The organism is Aeromonas sp. s1(2024) (genome assembly GCF_040908005.1).
Classification (GTDB): domain Bacteria; phylum Pseudomonadota; class Gammaproteobacteria; order Enterobacterales; family Aeromonadaceae; genus Aeromonas; species Aeromonas caviae.
In genome coordinates this window covers 15,885-31,088 of sequence record NZ_JBFOCW010000040.1, presented here as the reverse complement: position 1 = coordinate 31,088, position 15,204 = coordinate 15,885, and the positions used below count along the sequence as shown (strand labels likewise).

11 protein-coding genes are annotated in these 15,204 nt (G+C 64.7%); 3 read left to right on the top strand and 8 right to left on the bottom strand.

The features are described 5' to 3' along the window. Position 1 precedes the first annotated feature (1 nt). The gene (locus AB5Y70_RS09425; protein ID WP_041211372.1) at positions 2-1,789 is read right to left on the bottom strand and encodes a putative nucleotidyltransferase substrate binding domain-containing protein; all 1,788 of its coding nucleotides are present in this window, start codon (positions 1,787-1,789) and stop codon (positions 2-4) included. A 158-nt stretch (positions 1,790-1,947) separates the two neighbouring features. On the opposite strand from AB5Y70_RS09425, the gene AB5Y70_RS09420 reads away from it, so the two are divergent. Beyond that, positions 1,948-2,754: a crotonase/enoyl-CoA hydratase family protein gene (locus AB5Y70_RS09420; RefSeq protein WP_010674581.1), complete on the top strand. Its 807-nt coding sequence runs from the start codon at positions 1,948-1,950 to the stop codon at positions 2,752-2,754. Between the two features lie 67 nt (positions 2,755-2,821). On the opposite strand, the gene AB5Y70_RS09415 is transcribed toward AB5Y70_RS09420, so the two are convergent. Continuing rightward, positions 2,822-4,321, bottom strand: coding sequence for a sodium:alanine symporter family protein (locus tag AB5Y70_RS09415; protein ID WP_010674582.1), 1,500 nt, complete (start codon positions 4,319-4,321; stop codon positions 2,822-2,824). 375 nt (positions 4,322-4,696) lie between these two features. Here AB5Y70_RS09415 and AB5Y70_RS09410 point away from each other — a divergent pair, with 375 nt between their 5' ends. Both AB5Y70_RS09410 and AB5Y70_RS09405 read left to right on the top strand, forming a co-directional pair. After that, on the top strand, positions 4,697-5,065 hold the full coding sequence (locus AB5Y70_RS09410; protein WP_010674583.1) for a GNAT family N-acetyltransferase: 369 nt from the start codon (positions 4,697-4,699) through the stop codon (positions 5,063-5,065). An 18-nt stretch (positions 5,066-5,083) separates the two neighbouring features. After that, entirely contained in the window at positions 5,084-5,893 is an 810-nt protein-coding gene (locus tag AB5Y70_RS09405; protein ID WP_029314463.1) for a zinc-dependent peptidase, read from the top strand. A gap of 80 nt (positions 5,894-5,973) precedes the next feature. Here the strand turns inward: AB5Y70_RS09405 and AB5Y70_RS09400 are convergent, their stop codons facing one another. The 6 genes from AB5Y70_RS09400 to AB5Y70_RS09375 form a co-directional block, all read right to left on the bottom strand. Continuing rightward, positions 5,974-6,570 carry a GPR1/FUN34/YaaH family transporter gene (locus tag AB5Y70_RS09400; RefSeq protein WP_029314465.1) on the bottom strand — a complete coding sequence of 199 codons (597 nt, stop codon included), beginning with the start codon at positions 6,568-6,570 and terminating at the stop codon, positions 5,974-5,976. A 1,090-nt stretch (positions 6,571-7,660) separates the two neighbouring features. Beyond that, positions 7,661-10,555, bottom strand: a complete 2,895-nt coding sequence (locus AB5Y70_RS09395; RefSeq protein ID WP_041201608.1) for a DUF748 domain-containing protein — start codon at positions 10,553-10,555, stop codon at positions 7,661-7,663. A gap of 283 nt (positions 10,556-10,838) precedes the next feature. Further along, on the bottom strand, positions 10,839-11,252 hold the full coding sequence (locus tag AB5Y70_RS09390; RefSeq protein WP_010674587.1) for a MerR family DNA-binding transcriptional regulator: 414 nt from the start codon (positions 11,250-11,252) through the stop codon (positions 10,839-10,841). 54 nt (positions 11,253-11,306) lie between these two features. Next, the gene (locus AB5Y70_RS09385; RefSeq protein ID WP_010674588.1) at positions 11,307-12,278 is read right to left on the bottom strand and encodes a hydroxymethylglutaryl-CoA lyase; all 972 of its coding nucleotides are present in this window, start codon (positions 12,276-12,278) and stop codon (positions 11,307-11,309) included. Beyond that, positions 12,275-14,239 carry a biotin carboxylase N-terminal domain-containing protein gene (locus AB5Y70_RS09380; RefSeq protein WP_010674589.1) on the bottom strand — a complete coding sequence of 655 codons (1,965 nt, stop codon included), beginning with the start codon at positions 14,237-14,239 and terminating at the stop codon, positions 12,275-12,277. The genes AB5Y70_RS09385 and AB5Y70_RS09380 overlap by 4 nt, the downstream gene beginning before the upstream one ends. Positions 14,240-14,348: 109 nt before the next feature. Next, positions 14,349-15,197, bottom strand: a complete 849-nt coding sequence (locus AB5Y70_RS09375) for an enoyl-CoA hydratase-related protein (RefSeq protein ID WP_049636825.1) — start codon at positions 15,195-15,197, stop codon at positions 14,349-14,351. Between the last annotated feature and the right edge of the window lie 7 nt (positions 15,198-15,204).

Sequence of the window (15,204 nt, the reverse complement as noted above, 5' to 3'; positions counted from 1 at the left end):
GCTATTGCCTAAGACGAAAGTGCAAGGTGAGCCATTGCTGGAACTTCTTCACCTGGTGCAGGGCATGGCGCAGCAGATCCCGCTCTGCGGGGCCGAGGTCGGCCACCCGCACCCGTCCGTCTCCCTCCTGCAACTGGCTGCGCAGCCGAAGCCGCATGAACAGCCGGAAGGCCTCCGCCAGATTGGTGCCATAGTCCCGGCTGAGGCGTCCCTGGCCCACCAGGGCCTCGATGCGCCCCGTGGTCGAGGTCTCCAGGATCCCCGCCTCCAGGGAGAGTACCCGGACGCCGTGGACCAGAGGGAAGAGGCCGCCCCGCTTGAGATCCAGCCCCTCCGGGGCTTGCTCCAGCCTGCCAAAGAGGGTGAGGGGGGCGTGAAAGGCGACGGCGGCCCTTGCCATCTCCGCCAGCAGATCCGGCCGGTCGGCGAGGCAGGCCCGCAGGTGACGGGCGACGGGGGCGAGCCGGGCGCGATCTCCCGTGATGGCCTGGGCATCTGCCAGGGTGGCGAGCCAGAGCAGATCCGCTTCGCTGGCGCGCACACAGGCCTGCTCTATCCCTTGCAGCCAGCCGCCAAGCGGCTTCACCCAGGCCGGGTTGTTGACCATCACCCTGCCCGGGCAAGGGGGATAACCCAGGCGCGCCAGCAGGGCGCTGAAGGCGGCCAGATCCGCCGACTGGGTGGGCCACGGCAGGCCATCCGGCAGGATCAGGGCATTGTCCTGATCGGTTTTCTGGATCTGTTCGCCACGCCCCTCCGACCCCAGCATCAGCAGGCACACCTGCTCTTGCTGCGCCGCGGGGATCACCAGGGAAAAGGCCTTGGCGATCAACTGCTCGTTGATGGTGGCGATGAGCTTCATCAGGAACAGGGTGTGGATCCCCTGGGCAAACAGGGAGCGAATGAGCTGCTGCTGCTCCCGGGCGACCGCCTCGAGGGCGGCCGGGGAGTCGGCGCGGGCGATGCGCAGGGTCAACACATGGGAGTGGGTGGAGAAGAGCCCGAGCACCTGGGTCAAATGCAGGATGCCTGCCACCTCCTGCCCCTGCCAGATGACCAGGCGCTTGATGCGGTGGCGGGTCATCAGCAGCAGGGCATCGAACAGATAGCTCCCCAGTGGCAGACCCGTCAGCGGGGTGGGGGTCAGCACCGCCAGCGGCGCACTGAGCGGCAATCCCTTGAGGGTGAGGGCGTGGAGCAGGGTCTTGCGGGTGGCCAGGCTCAGGCTGCCGTCTGCTCCGGGATAGAGCAGGCAGTCGGTGCCCCTGGCCACCATGGCCTCGGTGGCGGCCAGGAGCGAGAGGCTGCTTTCCACGATGAGCGGCGCCTGCAGATGGTCGGGAGCGATGCGGGTCAGGATGAACTCCGCCAGGTTCTGCTGCCCGAGCTGGCTGCGCCGCTCCTGCTCCCGCTGGCGCTCCGCCAGGGTGGCGGTGAAGTAGCGGGCGATATGGGGGTGCGCGTCGCACAGGGCCAGAAAGACGGGGCGGGGAATGAGCTGGCAGAGGGTATCTTCCAGGGCGGCGAAACGGTGGCGGCAGTGCCCGTCAAACTGGGCACGGACGTCGAACATGTCCCCCTCGCCATAGTCGCCAAAGGATTGATGGGGGGCAGACTCTTCCACGGCCCCCTTGATGATGAGGTAGAGCCCGGCGGGCTCCTCCCCGGCGTGCTGCACCGTCTGGCCCGCGCGAAAGTAGCAGATGCTGAGGTGCTGACCGAGCCGCTGGCGTGCCTCCTCGTCCAGGCCGTCGAACGGTGGACGGGCAAAATTGAACAGAAGTGACATGAGAGGCTCCACCGTGACCATGGGGCCAGTCTGACAAAGGCTCTACCACCGGGCCAGCCGACTTTAGTCGCAGGCCCGGGGCGGCCTCCCTGTACCTGCCCATAACACTCTGGTAACGTTGTGGTATGACCAGTTGAATCAAAAGGACGAAGACGGAGATGGAAAAGCCAAGGGTCAAATGGGTGTTTCAGGAGGGGATCGCCGAGGTGATGCTCTGCCGGGGGGACAAGCTCAACGCGCTGGATCGGGCCATGTTCGACGCCATCGACGAGACGCTGAACGCGCTATCCCGGCAAAAAGGGCTGCGGGCCGTGATCCTGCACGGGGAGGGGCGGGCGTTCTGCGCCGGGCTGGATGTGAAATCCATGCTGAGGCAGCCTGTGGCGGCGCTGGAGATCCTCAAGCGCGAGGCGGACGAGGCGACCAACCTGGCCCAGCGGGTGGCCTATGGCTGGCATCAACTGCCGGTGCCCGTGATTGCGGTGACCCAGGGGGTCTGTTTTGGCGGCGGCCTGCAAATAGCGCTCGGCGCCGATTTTCGCTTCAGCACCCCGGATTGCCGCTTCTCGGTGATGGAGATCAAGTGGGGCATCATCCCCGACATGAGCGGCAGCGTCACCCTGCGCAACCTGATGGGGATGGATACCGCCATGGAGCTTGCCATGAGCGGGCGCGAGCTGGAAGCCAGCGAAGCCAAGTCCCTCGGCCTGGTGAGCCGGGTGTGCGCGGATCCCCTGGAAGAGGCGCGGGCCTTTGCCCGGACCCTGATCACCAAGTCGCCGGATGCGCTGGCGGGGATCAAGCAGCTCTACACCCAGGCCTGGGCTCGCAGTGACGAGGCCATGCTCAAGGAAGAGACCCGGTTGCAGAGGCAGATCCTGGGGCGCCCCAACCAGTGGCGGGCGACCCTCAACAGCCTGTTTCGCTGGCGCCTGCCATTCGGACCGCGCCGCAACGCGCTTTGAACCCCTCACCCATCCAACACAAATGAAAATGGCAGCCGAAGCTGCCATTTTGCATTGTGCCGTCTGATTACTTGGCAACGGTATCCGGGTCCGCCTCGAAGGGGTGGCCGGTTTGCTCGCGCATCAGGTTTACTTCGGCGCGGTTTTCAATCCAGTAGTCCGCGTTCTTGATGCCGAGCTTTTCCGGGTGGAACACGGGATCCAGACCCTTGGCCAGCTGTGCCTCGTAGTCTTTCAGACAGGCGAAAGCCGGCTTTTGCAGCATCAGGATGGCACCGATGTTGAGCCAGGCCATCAGGCCGACCCCGATGTCACCCAGGCCCCAGGCCAGATCGGCGGTCTTGACGGTGCCGTAGACGGTGGCAGCCATCAGCGCAATCTTCAGCAGGAAGGTGAGCCAGGGGCGGTTAATCTTGCGGTTGACAAAAGCGATGTTGGTTTCGGCGATGTAGTAGTAGGCCACGATGGTGGTGAAGGCGAAGAAGAACAGGGCGATGGCGACGAAGTAGTTGCCAAAGCCTGGCATCATGCTCTCCATGGCGGTCTGCACATAGCCGGGGCCTGCCGCGATGCCGGCGATGCCGGTGTAGAGGGCGGCACCGTCCGGACCCTGCACGTTGTACAGGCCAGTGATGAGCAGCATGAAGCCGGTGGCGGAGCAGACGAACAGGGTGTCGATATAGACGGAGAACGCCTGCACCAGGCCCTGCTTGGCCGGGTGGCTCACCGCCGCGGCGGAGGAGGCGTGGGGGCCAGTCCCCTGGGCGGCTTCGTTGGAGTAGACCCCGCGCTTGACACCCCACATGATGGCCAGACCCAGAATGGCGCCGAAGCCGGCTTCCATCCCGAAGGCACTCTTCCAGATGAGCAGGATCACGCCCGGCAGTTGGCCGATGTTCAGGGCGATGATGACGCAGGCCACGATGATGTAACCCAGCGCCATGAAGGGCACCACGGTACTGGCGAAATTGGCGATGCGTTTGACGCCGCCGAAGATGATGAAACCGAGCAGCAGCGCCAGACCGGCGGCGGTCACGTTGGGGTCGATGGCAAAGGCGGTCTGCAGGCTGGAGCCGATGGAGTTTGCCTGCACGCCCGGCAGCAGCACGCCGCAGGCGAAGATGGTGGCGATGGCGAAGGTCCAGGCATACCACTTCATGCCCAGGCCCTTCTCGATGTAGAAGGCCGGACCGCCGCGATATTCACCGTTGATCTTCTCCTTGTAGACCTGGCCCAGGGTGGACTCCACGAAGGCGGAGCTGGCGCCAAGGAAGGCGACCATCCACATCCAGAACAGGGCGCCCGGGCCGCCGAAGGTGATGGCAGTGGCCACACCGGCGATGTTGCCGGTACCGACGCGACCGGCCAGGGTCATGGAGAGTGCCTGGAAGGAGGAGACACCGGCATCGTTGCCCTTGCCCTGAAACATCAGGCGTATCATGCCTTTCAAGTGGCGCAGTTGCAGGAAACGGCTGCGCAGGGAGAAGTAGAGGCCTACCCCCAGACACAGATAGATGAGCGCTGGGCTCCAAATCACGCCATTGATGGCATTGACGATCTCATTCATGTACAACAACTCCTTTGTTGCGCTGTCTTGGCGAGGTCTATATGCCTCGCTCCCTTAACATTGAAATATGCGGTGACCAAGGGGGTCACTCAGGATTGTGCGGGACTTTCGACTGGTTAGTCCGCGGGATTTAACATATCGGTTTGTTCAGGGCCTTCCTAGTGAAAAGTGTTGTGGCTTTGTTAATTTGTGAATTGACATTAACAAATGGTGAATGGAACTGGACAAGATTCGGTACATACCCATCATCTGCCGCTTTGCCATGCCCAGAGGGCTGATTGAGGTAATGCAAATAGGAGGCCAGGAGTGGCAACAAGGGAAAACAGATACATCATTCGCCTCGCCGGGGAGGCGGATGGGGCCGGATTGACGGGGTTGTTTGCCCAGTTGGGCTACCCCAACCCTGACGGGGCGGTCAGCGCCAGGCTGGCCCAGCCCGATCCGGCGCGGGAGGTACTGGTAGCCCTGTGCGAGGGGATCCCGGTGGGGGTGCTGGTGTGGCACCACTTGCAACCCATGCACCTTGCACCAGCCTGGGGCCTGATCTCGGCGCTGGTTGTCGATGAGGGTGCAAGGGGCGGGGGCATCGGGGCCCTGCTGCTGGCGGCGGCAGAGCAGCGGGCGGCAGCTCTGGGGTGCGGCCAGCTGGAGCTCTCCAGCAGCCTCAAGCGCGAAGGGGCGCACCGATTTTATCTGGCGCAAGGGTATTGCGAGCGTCCGAAACGTTTTGTGAAAGCTGTCTGATTGGCAAGAGGAGTCTGTGTGTTCTGGTCCAGGTTGAAAGAGGTATTGGGTGGTGCATCTCCCCGGGAGCCTCGTCTCCCAGAAGAGCAGGAGTGGCGCGAGGCGCTGGCGGCGGTGCCCATCTTGCAGGGGCTTGAAGAAGAAGAGGCGCAGAGGCTGATGGAGCTGGCGCGCCATTTTCTCTCGCGCAAGACCCTCACCCAGATCGGGGTGGAACTGACGCCCCGCCAGCAGGGGGTGCTGGCCCTGCAGGCAGTGCTGCCCATCCTGCACCTGGGGTTCGATTGGTATCGAGGTTTCCACGAGGTGATCATCATCCCCGAGCCCGTGACCCGTCGTCAGGAGGTGCAGGACGAGTTCGGGCTGGTGAGCGAATTTGAAGAGGAGAACGCCGGTGAATCCTGGCCCCAGGGGCCACTGGTGCTGGCCTGGAGCGAATTGCAGCAGGACGGGGACTGGGACGGATTCAACCTGGTGATCCATGAGCTTGCCCACAAGCTCGACATGCTGGGAGGGGATGCGGACGGTGCACCGCCCCTGCCGCGGGGCATGGATCCCCAGCAATGGACCCGGGCGCTGCAAGGTGCGTTTGACGAGATGAACGATCAGTTGACCAGAGAGGAGGTGACCGAGATAGACCCCTACGCCGCCTCGCACCCCGCCGAATTCTTCGCGGTGTGCAGCGAGAGCTTCTTCACCGATCCGTTGCGTCTGCGTGTCGTCTACCCTGCGGTCTATGACCAGTTCGCCCGCTTCTACGGTCAGGATCCCGCTGCCCGCTACCCGGCCACCCGGTTGCTGGCCGGAGATCCCGGAGCGCAGGGCTGACCGGCACTGCGTCCGGGCGGCAGAAACACAAAAGGCACCCCTGAGGGTGCCTTTTTCGTGACAGCGATGTCGCCGGGTGCTTAGGCAGCGGCTTTGAGCTGGGCGGGAGCGGCTTTCTTCTGCTCGCCGATGGGCAGCACGGTGCGACCGAACTGCTCGTTGATCACGGTGGCCATGGCCAGGTAGATGGCGCTGGCGCCGCAGATGATGCCTTCGAAACCGGCGATGGTGCCGATCAGGGTACTGCCGGTGAAGTCACGGGCAGCCAGCAGGAAGAACAGCACGGTCAGGGAGGCGAACACGAACTGCTTCACGCGGGGGAAGTTGACGGTCCCGATCAGCATGAACAGGGTGAACATGCCCCACATCAGCAGGTACCAGCCCATGTAGGCGTGCGGGGTGGCCTCGGCCAGACCCATGGTCGGCATCACCAGCAGGAACACCAGGCTCCACCAGAAGGTGCCGTAGGAGATGAAGGCGGTGACACCGAAGGTGTTGCCACGCTTGTACTCCATGATGCCGGCGATGATCTGGGCCAGACCGCCATAGCACAGACCCATGGCCAGGATCATGGCGCTGATGGGGAAGAAACCTGCGTTATGGATGTTCAGCAGAATGGTGGTCATACCGAAACCCATCAGACCCAGAGGGGCAGGGTTGGCCAATTTTTCGCTCACGTGGTGTTCTCCAACAATAGAGGTGGGGTTGATAAAAGACGCGCGATTTTAGGCAGGCTCAGGGTCCCGGGCAAGGGGGGGACACACAGAAATGGTAAAAAAAGAACACGAAAGTTTAAGTGGCCAACCATTCGTGCCATTCAGGTAGACGAGTGGTGAATGAAAAACGTTTTCAACGTTGCGATTTTGTATAAAAGGCAACTTGGCATGAAAGTCGGCAACGACGATGGTGACTGGGACTGGTGAGGGAAACGCGCCCCGGATGGTCGCGTCATGGCGGTTTGATTGAAAAATGAGTTCATATGCCATCAGACCAGAGTGTTTCCCTCCTGTTTGTGGCGCATGGACCTCCCGTATCGCTTGCCATCGCAGTGTCCGTTGCGCTCCCCATTTTCTCGTCAACCCCGCGCTCGCCACCGTGTTCCCTACACAAGGGCGGGGCGCCTGAGAAACCCGCAGGCGCGCTGTGTTGACTGCCACGGGCGAAAGGGGCGCAAGATTAACGGGCAGGATCAGAGGCTGCCCTTGTCAGAAAGCCAGAGGCGGGATGGGCCATGGGCCCAGTAAAGACGCTTCGAAATGGAAGGGGGGCGCGGGGTTGGCCCTTTGGCGTGCGCGAGAGGGTGTTCAGGATTGGCCCGATTAGACACTGTATATCTAATCGGGCCATCTATTTTGACATGCCGACATGCCGACATGCCGACATGCGGGATAACGGGATAACGGGATAACGGGATAACGGGATAACGAGATCTTTCGAGACGGCTAGCGAGAGATAAATCCTGATGGCAGGGGTCGGGGGAGGTTAGAGAAGGGGAGGCAAGCAGGGATAAGGCAGCTCCACCATGATGTCGCCGCCGCTAGGCACAAAGGGAACAGCAGGGGCAAAGCGCGGGACCAGCCACCGCCCGCTCGCTCCGGCGGGAAAGAAAGGGATGAGAAAGGGTCGAGCAACTGGCACCGCACGGGTATCTGGGCGGTGGGCACCTTAAATGGCCAGGAAGGCGTTATCCGGTGGGGGTCGGGGGTGGGAGCCCCTTGGGCCATATGCCGTCGGGGCAAACAAGAGGGGCATCCGGCGGGCGCCGGATCAGTTGTCCAGGGTCAGCACCACCTTGGCTTCCTTGTCCGTCTCCTTCACCTGGCTGTCGAGCACGAAGAGGCGCTCCGGCGCGATGCCCTGGGTATCCACCAGATACTCCTTGGTGTTCTGGGCGCGGCGCATGGCGAGGTTTCGCAGGGACTTGGCGGTGATGAGCTGCTGATCCCGTAGCAGGAGCACCGCCTGGGCGCGCAGGGCCTCGCTCCCTTCATCGAGTCGCAACCGGTCGGCCAGATCCCCGAGATCTTCGTTGAACTTAGCTTCATAGGCCTCTGCCAGTGCGGATTGCATGGCGGGATCCTGCTCCAGCAGCGTCAAATCCACCGGGCTGCCGGTGGTCTTGGCCAGCAGCCGCTCAAGCTTCTGGCGCTGGAGGATGGGGCGCTCTTCGTTGAAGTTGACCTTGCCGCGAATGTTCATGCTGAGCTTGGGCCTCTCCTTGAGGGCCTGCGCGAGGGTGGTCAGCTTGGTCTGCTGGGTCGGGGTCAGGGCGGGATCGCCAGGTAGGAAGGGGAGCTCGTCGAGATCCTTGGTGCCCCCCGTCAAGGACGCAAGCAGGGAGAAGGGGGAGGTGATGGCCTTGCCGAGGGTATTGCCGAGCACGTCCCAGAAGATGTTGCCCAGGCTGAAATCAGGCTGATCCAGATTGCCCTTCACCTTGAGGTTCATCTTGATGACGCCGTTCGAATCGCTCAGCAGGGCGATGGCGAGGCCGAGGGGCAGATCCTTGGCCTGCTCGCTCTTGACCTTCTCCCCGAGTTGCAGCTTCTTGATGGTGATGTCGTTGTCCCCCTCCAGCCGGTTGCCCTGCAGCTTGTAGTTGAGTTTCATGGAGAGCTGCCCCTTGTCGATGGCATAGCCTGCATAGGTGCTGGAGTAGGGGGTGAAGGTGGTGAGCTCCAGATTGTTGAAGGCCACGGCCACATCCAGCACGGGATCCTCGATGAGCAGGTTGGCGCCCCCCCGGATGGTGACGGGGGCGTAGCGGTCCACCTTGCCGTTGAAGGCGAGCTCGGAGCGCTGCCCCGGGGTGTTGCTGATATGGCGGCTCTGGCCGTCGAGGGAGGCGATGTCCACCACGAACTCCGGGCTCAGGCTGCGATCGGCGAAGCGCAGGTTGCCCTGGGCGGTACGGATCTGATCGATGACGATGTGCGGGGCGGGGGCGCTCTCCCTGGCGTTCGCGGCGGGTTGCGGCAGCAGCAGTTGCTGCACGTTGGTGATCCCCTCTTCGTTGATCTCGATGCGGGCATAGGGTTTGCTCAGCAGGATGTCGGCGATGCGCAGTTGCTGGCTCAGGCCATCATAGTGCAGGCCGCTCAATTGCAGATTCTCTATCTGGAGCAGGCGCTGGTTGTCGGCCCGATCCAACACGTTGAGCCCCGCGACCTCGAGTCCACCGCTTATCTCCAGCTTGCTGATGGCCCCCTGGCGGTCGGTGGCCAGGTCCAGCCTGGTGCGGCTGGCAAGCTCGCCGTCCCGTACGCTGATGCGCAGCAGATCCTGCAGGTAGGGTTGAGCCAGGGTCAGCGGCAGCCCCTGCTGGCGGATGGCGCCGTTCAGGGTGAAGGGGGTCAGCCCCAGGGTGCCGTCAAACGCCACCGTCGTCCTGGTGTCGAGGGTTGCGTTGAGGGTGAGGGGGCTGGGTTGGGCGGTCTGGCTGCCAAGGGGCCCCAGGGTGAGGGCGAGGGCGGAGATGGCCCGTTTCAGGGGCTTGCCGCTGGTGGCTTCGGTCAGAGTGAGGCTGCCCTGGTCGATGCGGGTCTGCTTGAGGGCCCATTGCCAGGGCTTGGCGGGGGTGGCCGGTTGTTTGCCCCCCTTGGGGGTCTTCTGGGGGATCAACAGGTCCGCGAGATCCAGTTGTTGCTGTTGGTCGAGGACGGCGGTGATGGCCGGGCTCTTGAGGGTGGCGGCATCGAGCTCAAGGCGCTGCTTGTTGCCATCGATGCGGATCCCGGTCAGCGCCAACTGCTTGAAGCGGGCAAATTCCTCCCCCTTGTTGCGTGTGAGCTGCCAGTTGGCCAGGGTCAGCTTGCCCTTTGACAACTGCCAGTCCAGTCCCTGCTTGCCCTGGGTGAGGCGATAGGCGAGCTCGGCGCTGGCCTCCCCTTTGGCGAGGGTCGCCTTGAGATAGGGGGCCCAGAGGGGGGCGAAGGGGGCGATGGCCACCTTGCCAAGGCTGAGGTTGCCCTTGCCGGCGCCGCTCATCATGTCGAATTCCCCTTCGGCCTTGAGGGGGCTCTTCTCGTTGACGGTGGCGCTCAGGCGATAGGGGTTGAGCACCCCCTCTGCGCTGGAAAAGCCGGGCAGGTGCAGGGCGAGCTTGTCCAGGGTGAGGGGCGGGACCCACCCCGGGCTGCTCTGCTTGCGGCTGTCCCGGTAGCTGAGCCGGCCCTGCTCGACGGACAGCTTGCCGATGGTCACCAGCACGGGCTCGGCGCTAGCTGGCGGTGTTTGCTCCGGCGCAGGGGCGAGCAGGGAGGCCAGTGCATCGGTCAGGTTGAAGCGTGCCTCCCCCTTGAGATCCTCGAGGCGCACCAGATCTGCCCTGGGGGCGGTCAGGGTGGCCTCTTCCAGTACCAGGGCGCGCTGCTGCCAGCTCGCTTTCAAGGCGGGAATGAGCTTCAGCTCTTCAAATGACACCAGTGCTTGCTGCTTGTCATCGAGCAGGGCGCTGGGCCCCAGCACGAGGGAGGGGGAGCGGATCCCCACCTCTATCTTGCCAAGGGAGAGGTGCAGACCGTAATGGGTGGCAAGCCAGCCGGGGAGATGGCGCTGGATGAGGGTCGGCGCCTGCCAGAGCAGGATGGTGATGCCGATGAGCAGGAGCGCGAGAAGATAGAGGGCATAGCGCAGCAGACGAGCGGGCAGAGGCTTGAGCATGATGGTCTCCATTTGATGCGCATATGGTAGCAATTAATCGTGCCCGGTTCATGGGAAGGACTCATGAGGTGCGCCGCACTCTGACCGGGCTGGGGAATTATTGTGCGACCAAGGCCGGATTTCCCCCGTTTGCCCCACCTCGCCGCTTGCCCAAACCGCCCAGTCTGTCCGGCATGCCGTGACGGGCGATGTGGGGAACAAGGGGGTTGCCGGGTCAGGGCCTGCCACTGCGAATATCCACTGGAAAACCGGGATACCGGGGGCGAGATACCCCCAGAGTCTGTCAATCCCCGTCGGTTTTCAAGCCGCCGAGGGAGTGGATGCAGCGCTGCTCGGCGGCATCGAGCTCGGCCATCACCATCTGGATGTCCTCCAGTTGCTGGCGCAGGGAGTGGCGTCTGGCCTCGATGAGCTGGATCATGGAGTGAAGCTGCATCCGGCTGGAGCGGTCGGTGTCGTACATGTCGAACAGCTCGCGGATCTCCGCCAGGCTGAACCCGAGGCGCTTGCCGCGCAGGGTCAGTTTCAGGCGGATCCTGTCCTTGTGGCTGTAGATACGGGTCTGCCCCTCCCGGGTCGGGGTGATGAGCCCCTCGTCCTCGTAATAGCGGATGGTGCGGGGGGTGATGTCGAACTCCTGGGCCAGCTCCGAGATGCTGTAGGTCCTCTCCTTGCCACTGGCGTGTCTGGCTCTCATGGTGCGCCCTCCTGATGAGCTGGCGGGGTCCTGGCCCCGCGGCAAGGGCCGGGTTCATGATGCATGATGGCCTCCCGGGGGGCGCTGCTCACGCTCTTGTGCGAAGCGCCGCCCCCTCCCGTGCAGGGCCTGGCCGACCCGGGAGCCGTTGGGGCGCCCCAGCAGCTCGCTCACCCACTGGCCGGTGGCGGCCAGCTGGTCGAGGTCGACGCCGGTGCTCATGCCAAGGCCGTGCAGCAGATAGACCACCTCTTCCGACGCCACATTGCCGGAGGCACCGGGGGCATAGGGGCAGCCGCCGAGCCCGGCCACCGAGCAGTCGATGGTGCGGATCCCGCGCTCGAGCGCCGGCAGCAGGTTGGCCAGCCCCTGGCCGTAGGTGTCGTGAAAATGAACCGCAAGCCGGCCCGCCGGGATCTCGTGCAGCACCGCATCCAGCATGGGAGCCACGGTGCCCGGGGTGCCGACGCCGATGGTGTCGCCGAGGGATATCTCATGGCAGCCCAGATCCAGCAGCCGCTCGGCAAGGGCGGCGACCCGTTTCGGGCGGGTCGGGCCGTCGAACGGGCAGGCGATGACGGTGGAGAGGTAGCCGCGCACCTTGATGCCGAGGCTGCGCGCCTCCTGCACCAGGGGAGCGAAGCGCACCAGGGACTCCTCCACGCTGATGCCGATGTTGGCTCGGGTGAAGCCGTCCGAGCAGGCGGTGAAGAGACCTATCTCGTCGGCGCGTGCGGCGACGGCGGCCTGCAGACCCTGCAGATTGGGCACCAGGGCGCCATAGCGGGTCGGCCCCCTGCGCGGCAGGGCATTAAAGAGTGCGGCGGAATCCGCCATCTGCGGCACCTTCTTGGGCGACACGAAGGCCCCCACCTCGATGCGCTGCAACCCGCTCTCGGCCAGGTGGGCGATGAGCGCCAGCCGCTGCGCCAGGGAGAGGGTGGCGGTCTCATTTTGCAGGCCGTCCCGCGGCCCCATCTCCACCAGGCTGACCTTGTCGTCCCGGTTCTCGTGCGTGTGGCTCATGAGCGCTCCTCCTGCGCGGTATGGTCCTCGGCAAAGCGCACCAGCACGGCGCCCTGGCTCACCTGTTCGCCCTGGCGGCACTGCAGGGCCTCAATCACCCCGTCCCGGTCAGCTTTGAGGACGTGCTCCATCTTCATTGCCTCCAGCACCAGCAGGGGTTGCCCCTTGCTGACCGGCTGGCCGGCCTCGACCTGCAGCGCCACCACGATGCCGTGCATGGGGGCCAGGATGCCCGGGACATGGCTCGTGTCGTGATCATGGTGGAGCTGATGATGCTGATCATCGAGCGAGAAGCGGATGCGCCTGCCCGCCAGGTGCAGCAAATAGGCGTCCTCGCCGAGGGGCTGCACCGGATAGCGCTGCCAATGTCCACCCTGGCACAGGCGGATCTGTTCTGACCCGAGTTCAAACGGGATCTGCTCGCCTTGCCAGAGTAGGCTGCCTGCCCGCTCGGCGAGGGTGAGAGTGCGGGTCTCCTCGCCGATGCGCACCGTGGCGCAAAAGCGGCGGGTGGGGCCCAGCCGAAAGCCTGCGGCCTGCTGCCAGGGGGAGGCATCGCGCTCGCAAGTGGCGAGCCAGAGGGTGGCGAGGGGCCAGGCGAGCGCAGGAACGGGCAGGGTGTCGGTGGGAATGGGCCACTGGGTGTGGTGGCGCATCGCCAGCACCTCTGGCGCTTCGCACAGGCGCTGCAGGAGCGGGCCGTTGTGCACCAGAGGGCCGAGATCCAGGGCTGCCAGGGCATCGGCCAGGGTGGCAAAGGCTTCGCTGCGGCTCGGTGCGTGGGCGACGAGCTTGGCGATCATGGGGTCGTAATAGGGGCTCACCTCATCGCCAGCGGTGACGCCGGTGTCGATGCGCACCCCCTTGGGCCAGGTGAGCCAGTGGATGGGGCCGCTCGCTGGCAGAAAACCGGCGGCCACGTCTTCGGCGTAGAGGCGCGCCTCCACCGCGTGGCCACGCAGCACCACCTGTTCCTGGGTGAGGGGCAGCGGTTTGCCCTCGGCCACCGCCAGCTGCCAGGCCACCAGATCCTGGCCTGTGATGGCCTCGGTAACCGGGTGCTCCACCTGCAACCGGGTGTTCATCTCCATGAAGAAGAACTCCTCCCCGCAGAGCAAAAACTCGATGGTGCCCGCCCCCCGATAGGCGATGGCCTTGGCCGCCGCCACGGCCGCCTCGCCCATGGCGCGGCGCAGGGCAGGGGAGATGTCGGGGGCGGGGGCCTCCTCGATCACCTTCTGGTGGCGGCGCTGCAAGGAGCAGTCCCGATCCCCCAGATAGATGGCGTTGCCAAGGGCATCGGCAAAGACCTGCCCCTCCACGTGACGGGCGCGGGGGAGATAGCGCTCCAGCAGCACATGGTCGTCGCCAAAGGCGGCACTCGCCTCCCGCTTGACCGCCGCCAGGGCGTCGTCAAAGTCGGCCAGCTGATCGACCCGCCGCATCCCCTTGCCACCGCCGCCGCTGGCCGCCTTGATAAGGAGCGGGAAGCCCACCTGGCTCGCCTGATCGCGCAAAAAGTCGGGATGCTGATCCGCGCCGTGATAACCGGGCAGCACGGGGACGCCGGCTGCCTGCATCAGCCCTTTGGCCCCCGACTTGTCCCCCATGGCGAGGATGGCGGCGCCGCTTGGGCCGACAAAGCGCACGCCCCGCTGCTCGCAGGCGGTGGCAAAGTCGCTGTTCTCGGAGAGGAAACCGTAGCCCGGGTGGATGGCGTCGGCATTCGCTTCTTTGGCAATCTTGAGCACCTTGCCGGTGTCGAGGTAGCTCTCCCGGGCGGGGGCCGGCCCCAGATGCCAGGCTTCGTCGGCTTCGCGCACGTGCATGGCGCGGGCATCGGCGTCCGAGTAGAGGGCGATGGTGTGAATGCCGAGGCGCCGTGCTGTCTTGATGATGCGCACGGCGATTTCACCGCGATTGGCGATCAGCAGGCGCTTGATGGGAGTGTGATGGGTCATGCTGCCTCCCTGTTGTTCAAGGCGCACAAGTGCGAAGCGTGTTGATCCACACTCCCGTTATATTGACCACAGTTGGCGATCAGCAGGTGCTTGATGAGGTGGTATTGAGTCATGCTTCGTCCTTGAAACGGGGGCGCCAGGTTGGGGGGCGTTTGTCGAAGAAGGCCTGGATCCCCTCCTGGGCCTCGAGACCGACCCGTACCCGGGCGATGGTCTCGACGGTCTGCTCTTCGTGCTGGTGGCCTGGGCGCCCTTCGAGGGCGGCCAGCAGCCGCTTGGTCTCCTTCATCGCCTGGGGGCCGTTGCGACACAACCGCAGGGCCATGGCGCGTCCCTCCGCCAGCAACTGATCAGGCTGGCTGAGCCTGTGCACCACGTTGAGTCGGCAGGCGGTGATGGCATCGAAAGGCTCCGCGCTCAGCATGTAGCGGCGGGCCTGGCGCATCCCCATGGCGCGCACCACGTAGGGGCTGATCACCGCAGGCACCAGTCCCAGGGTCACCTCGGAGAGGCAGAAGCGGGCATTTTCGCTGGCCAGCACGATGTCGCAGGCGCAGACAAGGCCTAAGGCTCCGCCGTAGGCGGCCCCCTGCACCAGGGCCACCGTGGGGAAGGGCAGCTCGTCCAGTGCCTGCATCAGGTGGGCCAGCACCCGGGCGTCCTCGCGATTCTTGTCAAAGGCGCGGGGGTCGAACGCCTCCCCTGCCATCTTGCGCATCCACTCGAGATCGGCGCCCGCGCAAAAATGCGGCCCCTCGGCGCGCAGCAGCAGCACGTGGGGGCGGTCGGCCAGCGGCTGGCCGTGGGCCAGCTCGTCGAGGCAGTCGAGCAGCCCCTGCATCAGGTCGGCATCAATGGCGTTGTGACGGGCCGGGCGGGCGAGCACCAGCTCGATCACCGGGCCGTGGCGCTCCAGGCGAAAATGGGCAAGGGGATCGTTGAAGAGCGGGTCTGACATATGAACT

Excerpts from the sequence above, each read along its gene's own strand:
- AB5Y70_RS09425 (WP_041211372.1), bottom strand. The coding sequence starts at position 1,789 with ATGTCACTTCTGTTCAATTTTGCCCGTCCACCGTTCGACGGCCTGGAC.
- AB5Y70_RS09420 (WP_010674581.1), top strand. The coding sequence starts at position 1,948 with ATGGAAAAGCCAAGGGTCAAATGGGTGTTTCAGGAGGGGATCGCCGAG.
- AB5Y70_RS09415 (WP_010674582.1), bottom strand. The coding sequence starts at position 4,321 with ATGAATGAGATCGTCAATGCCATCAATGGCGTGATTTGGAGCCCAGCG.
- AB5Y70_RS09395 (WP_041201608.1), bottom strand. The coding sequence starts at position 10,555 with ATGCTCAAGCCTCTGCCCGCTCGTCTGCTGCGCTATGCCCTCTATCTT.
- AB5Y70_RS09390 (WP_010674587.1), bottom strand. The coding sequence starts at position 11,252 with ATGAGAGCCAGACACGCCAGTGGCAAGGAGAGGACCTACAGCATCTCG.
- AB5Y70_RS09385 (WP_010674588.1), bottom strand. The coding sequence starts at position 12,278 with ATGAGCCACACGCACGAGAACCGGGACGACAAGGTCAGCCTGGTGGAG.
- AB5Y70_RS09380 (WP_010674589.1), bottom strand. The coding sequence starts at position 14,239 with ATGACCCATCACACTCCCATCAAGCGCCTGCTGATCGCCAATCGCGGT.
- AB5Y70_RS09375 (WP_049636825.1), bottom strand. The coding sequence starts at position 15,197 with ATGTCAGACCCGCTCTTCAACGATCCCCTTGCCCATTTTCGCCTGGAG.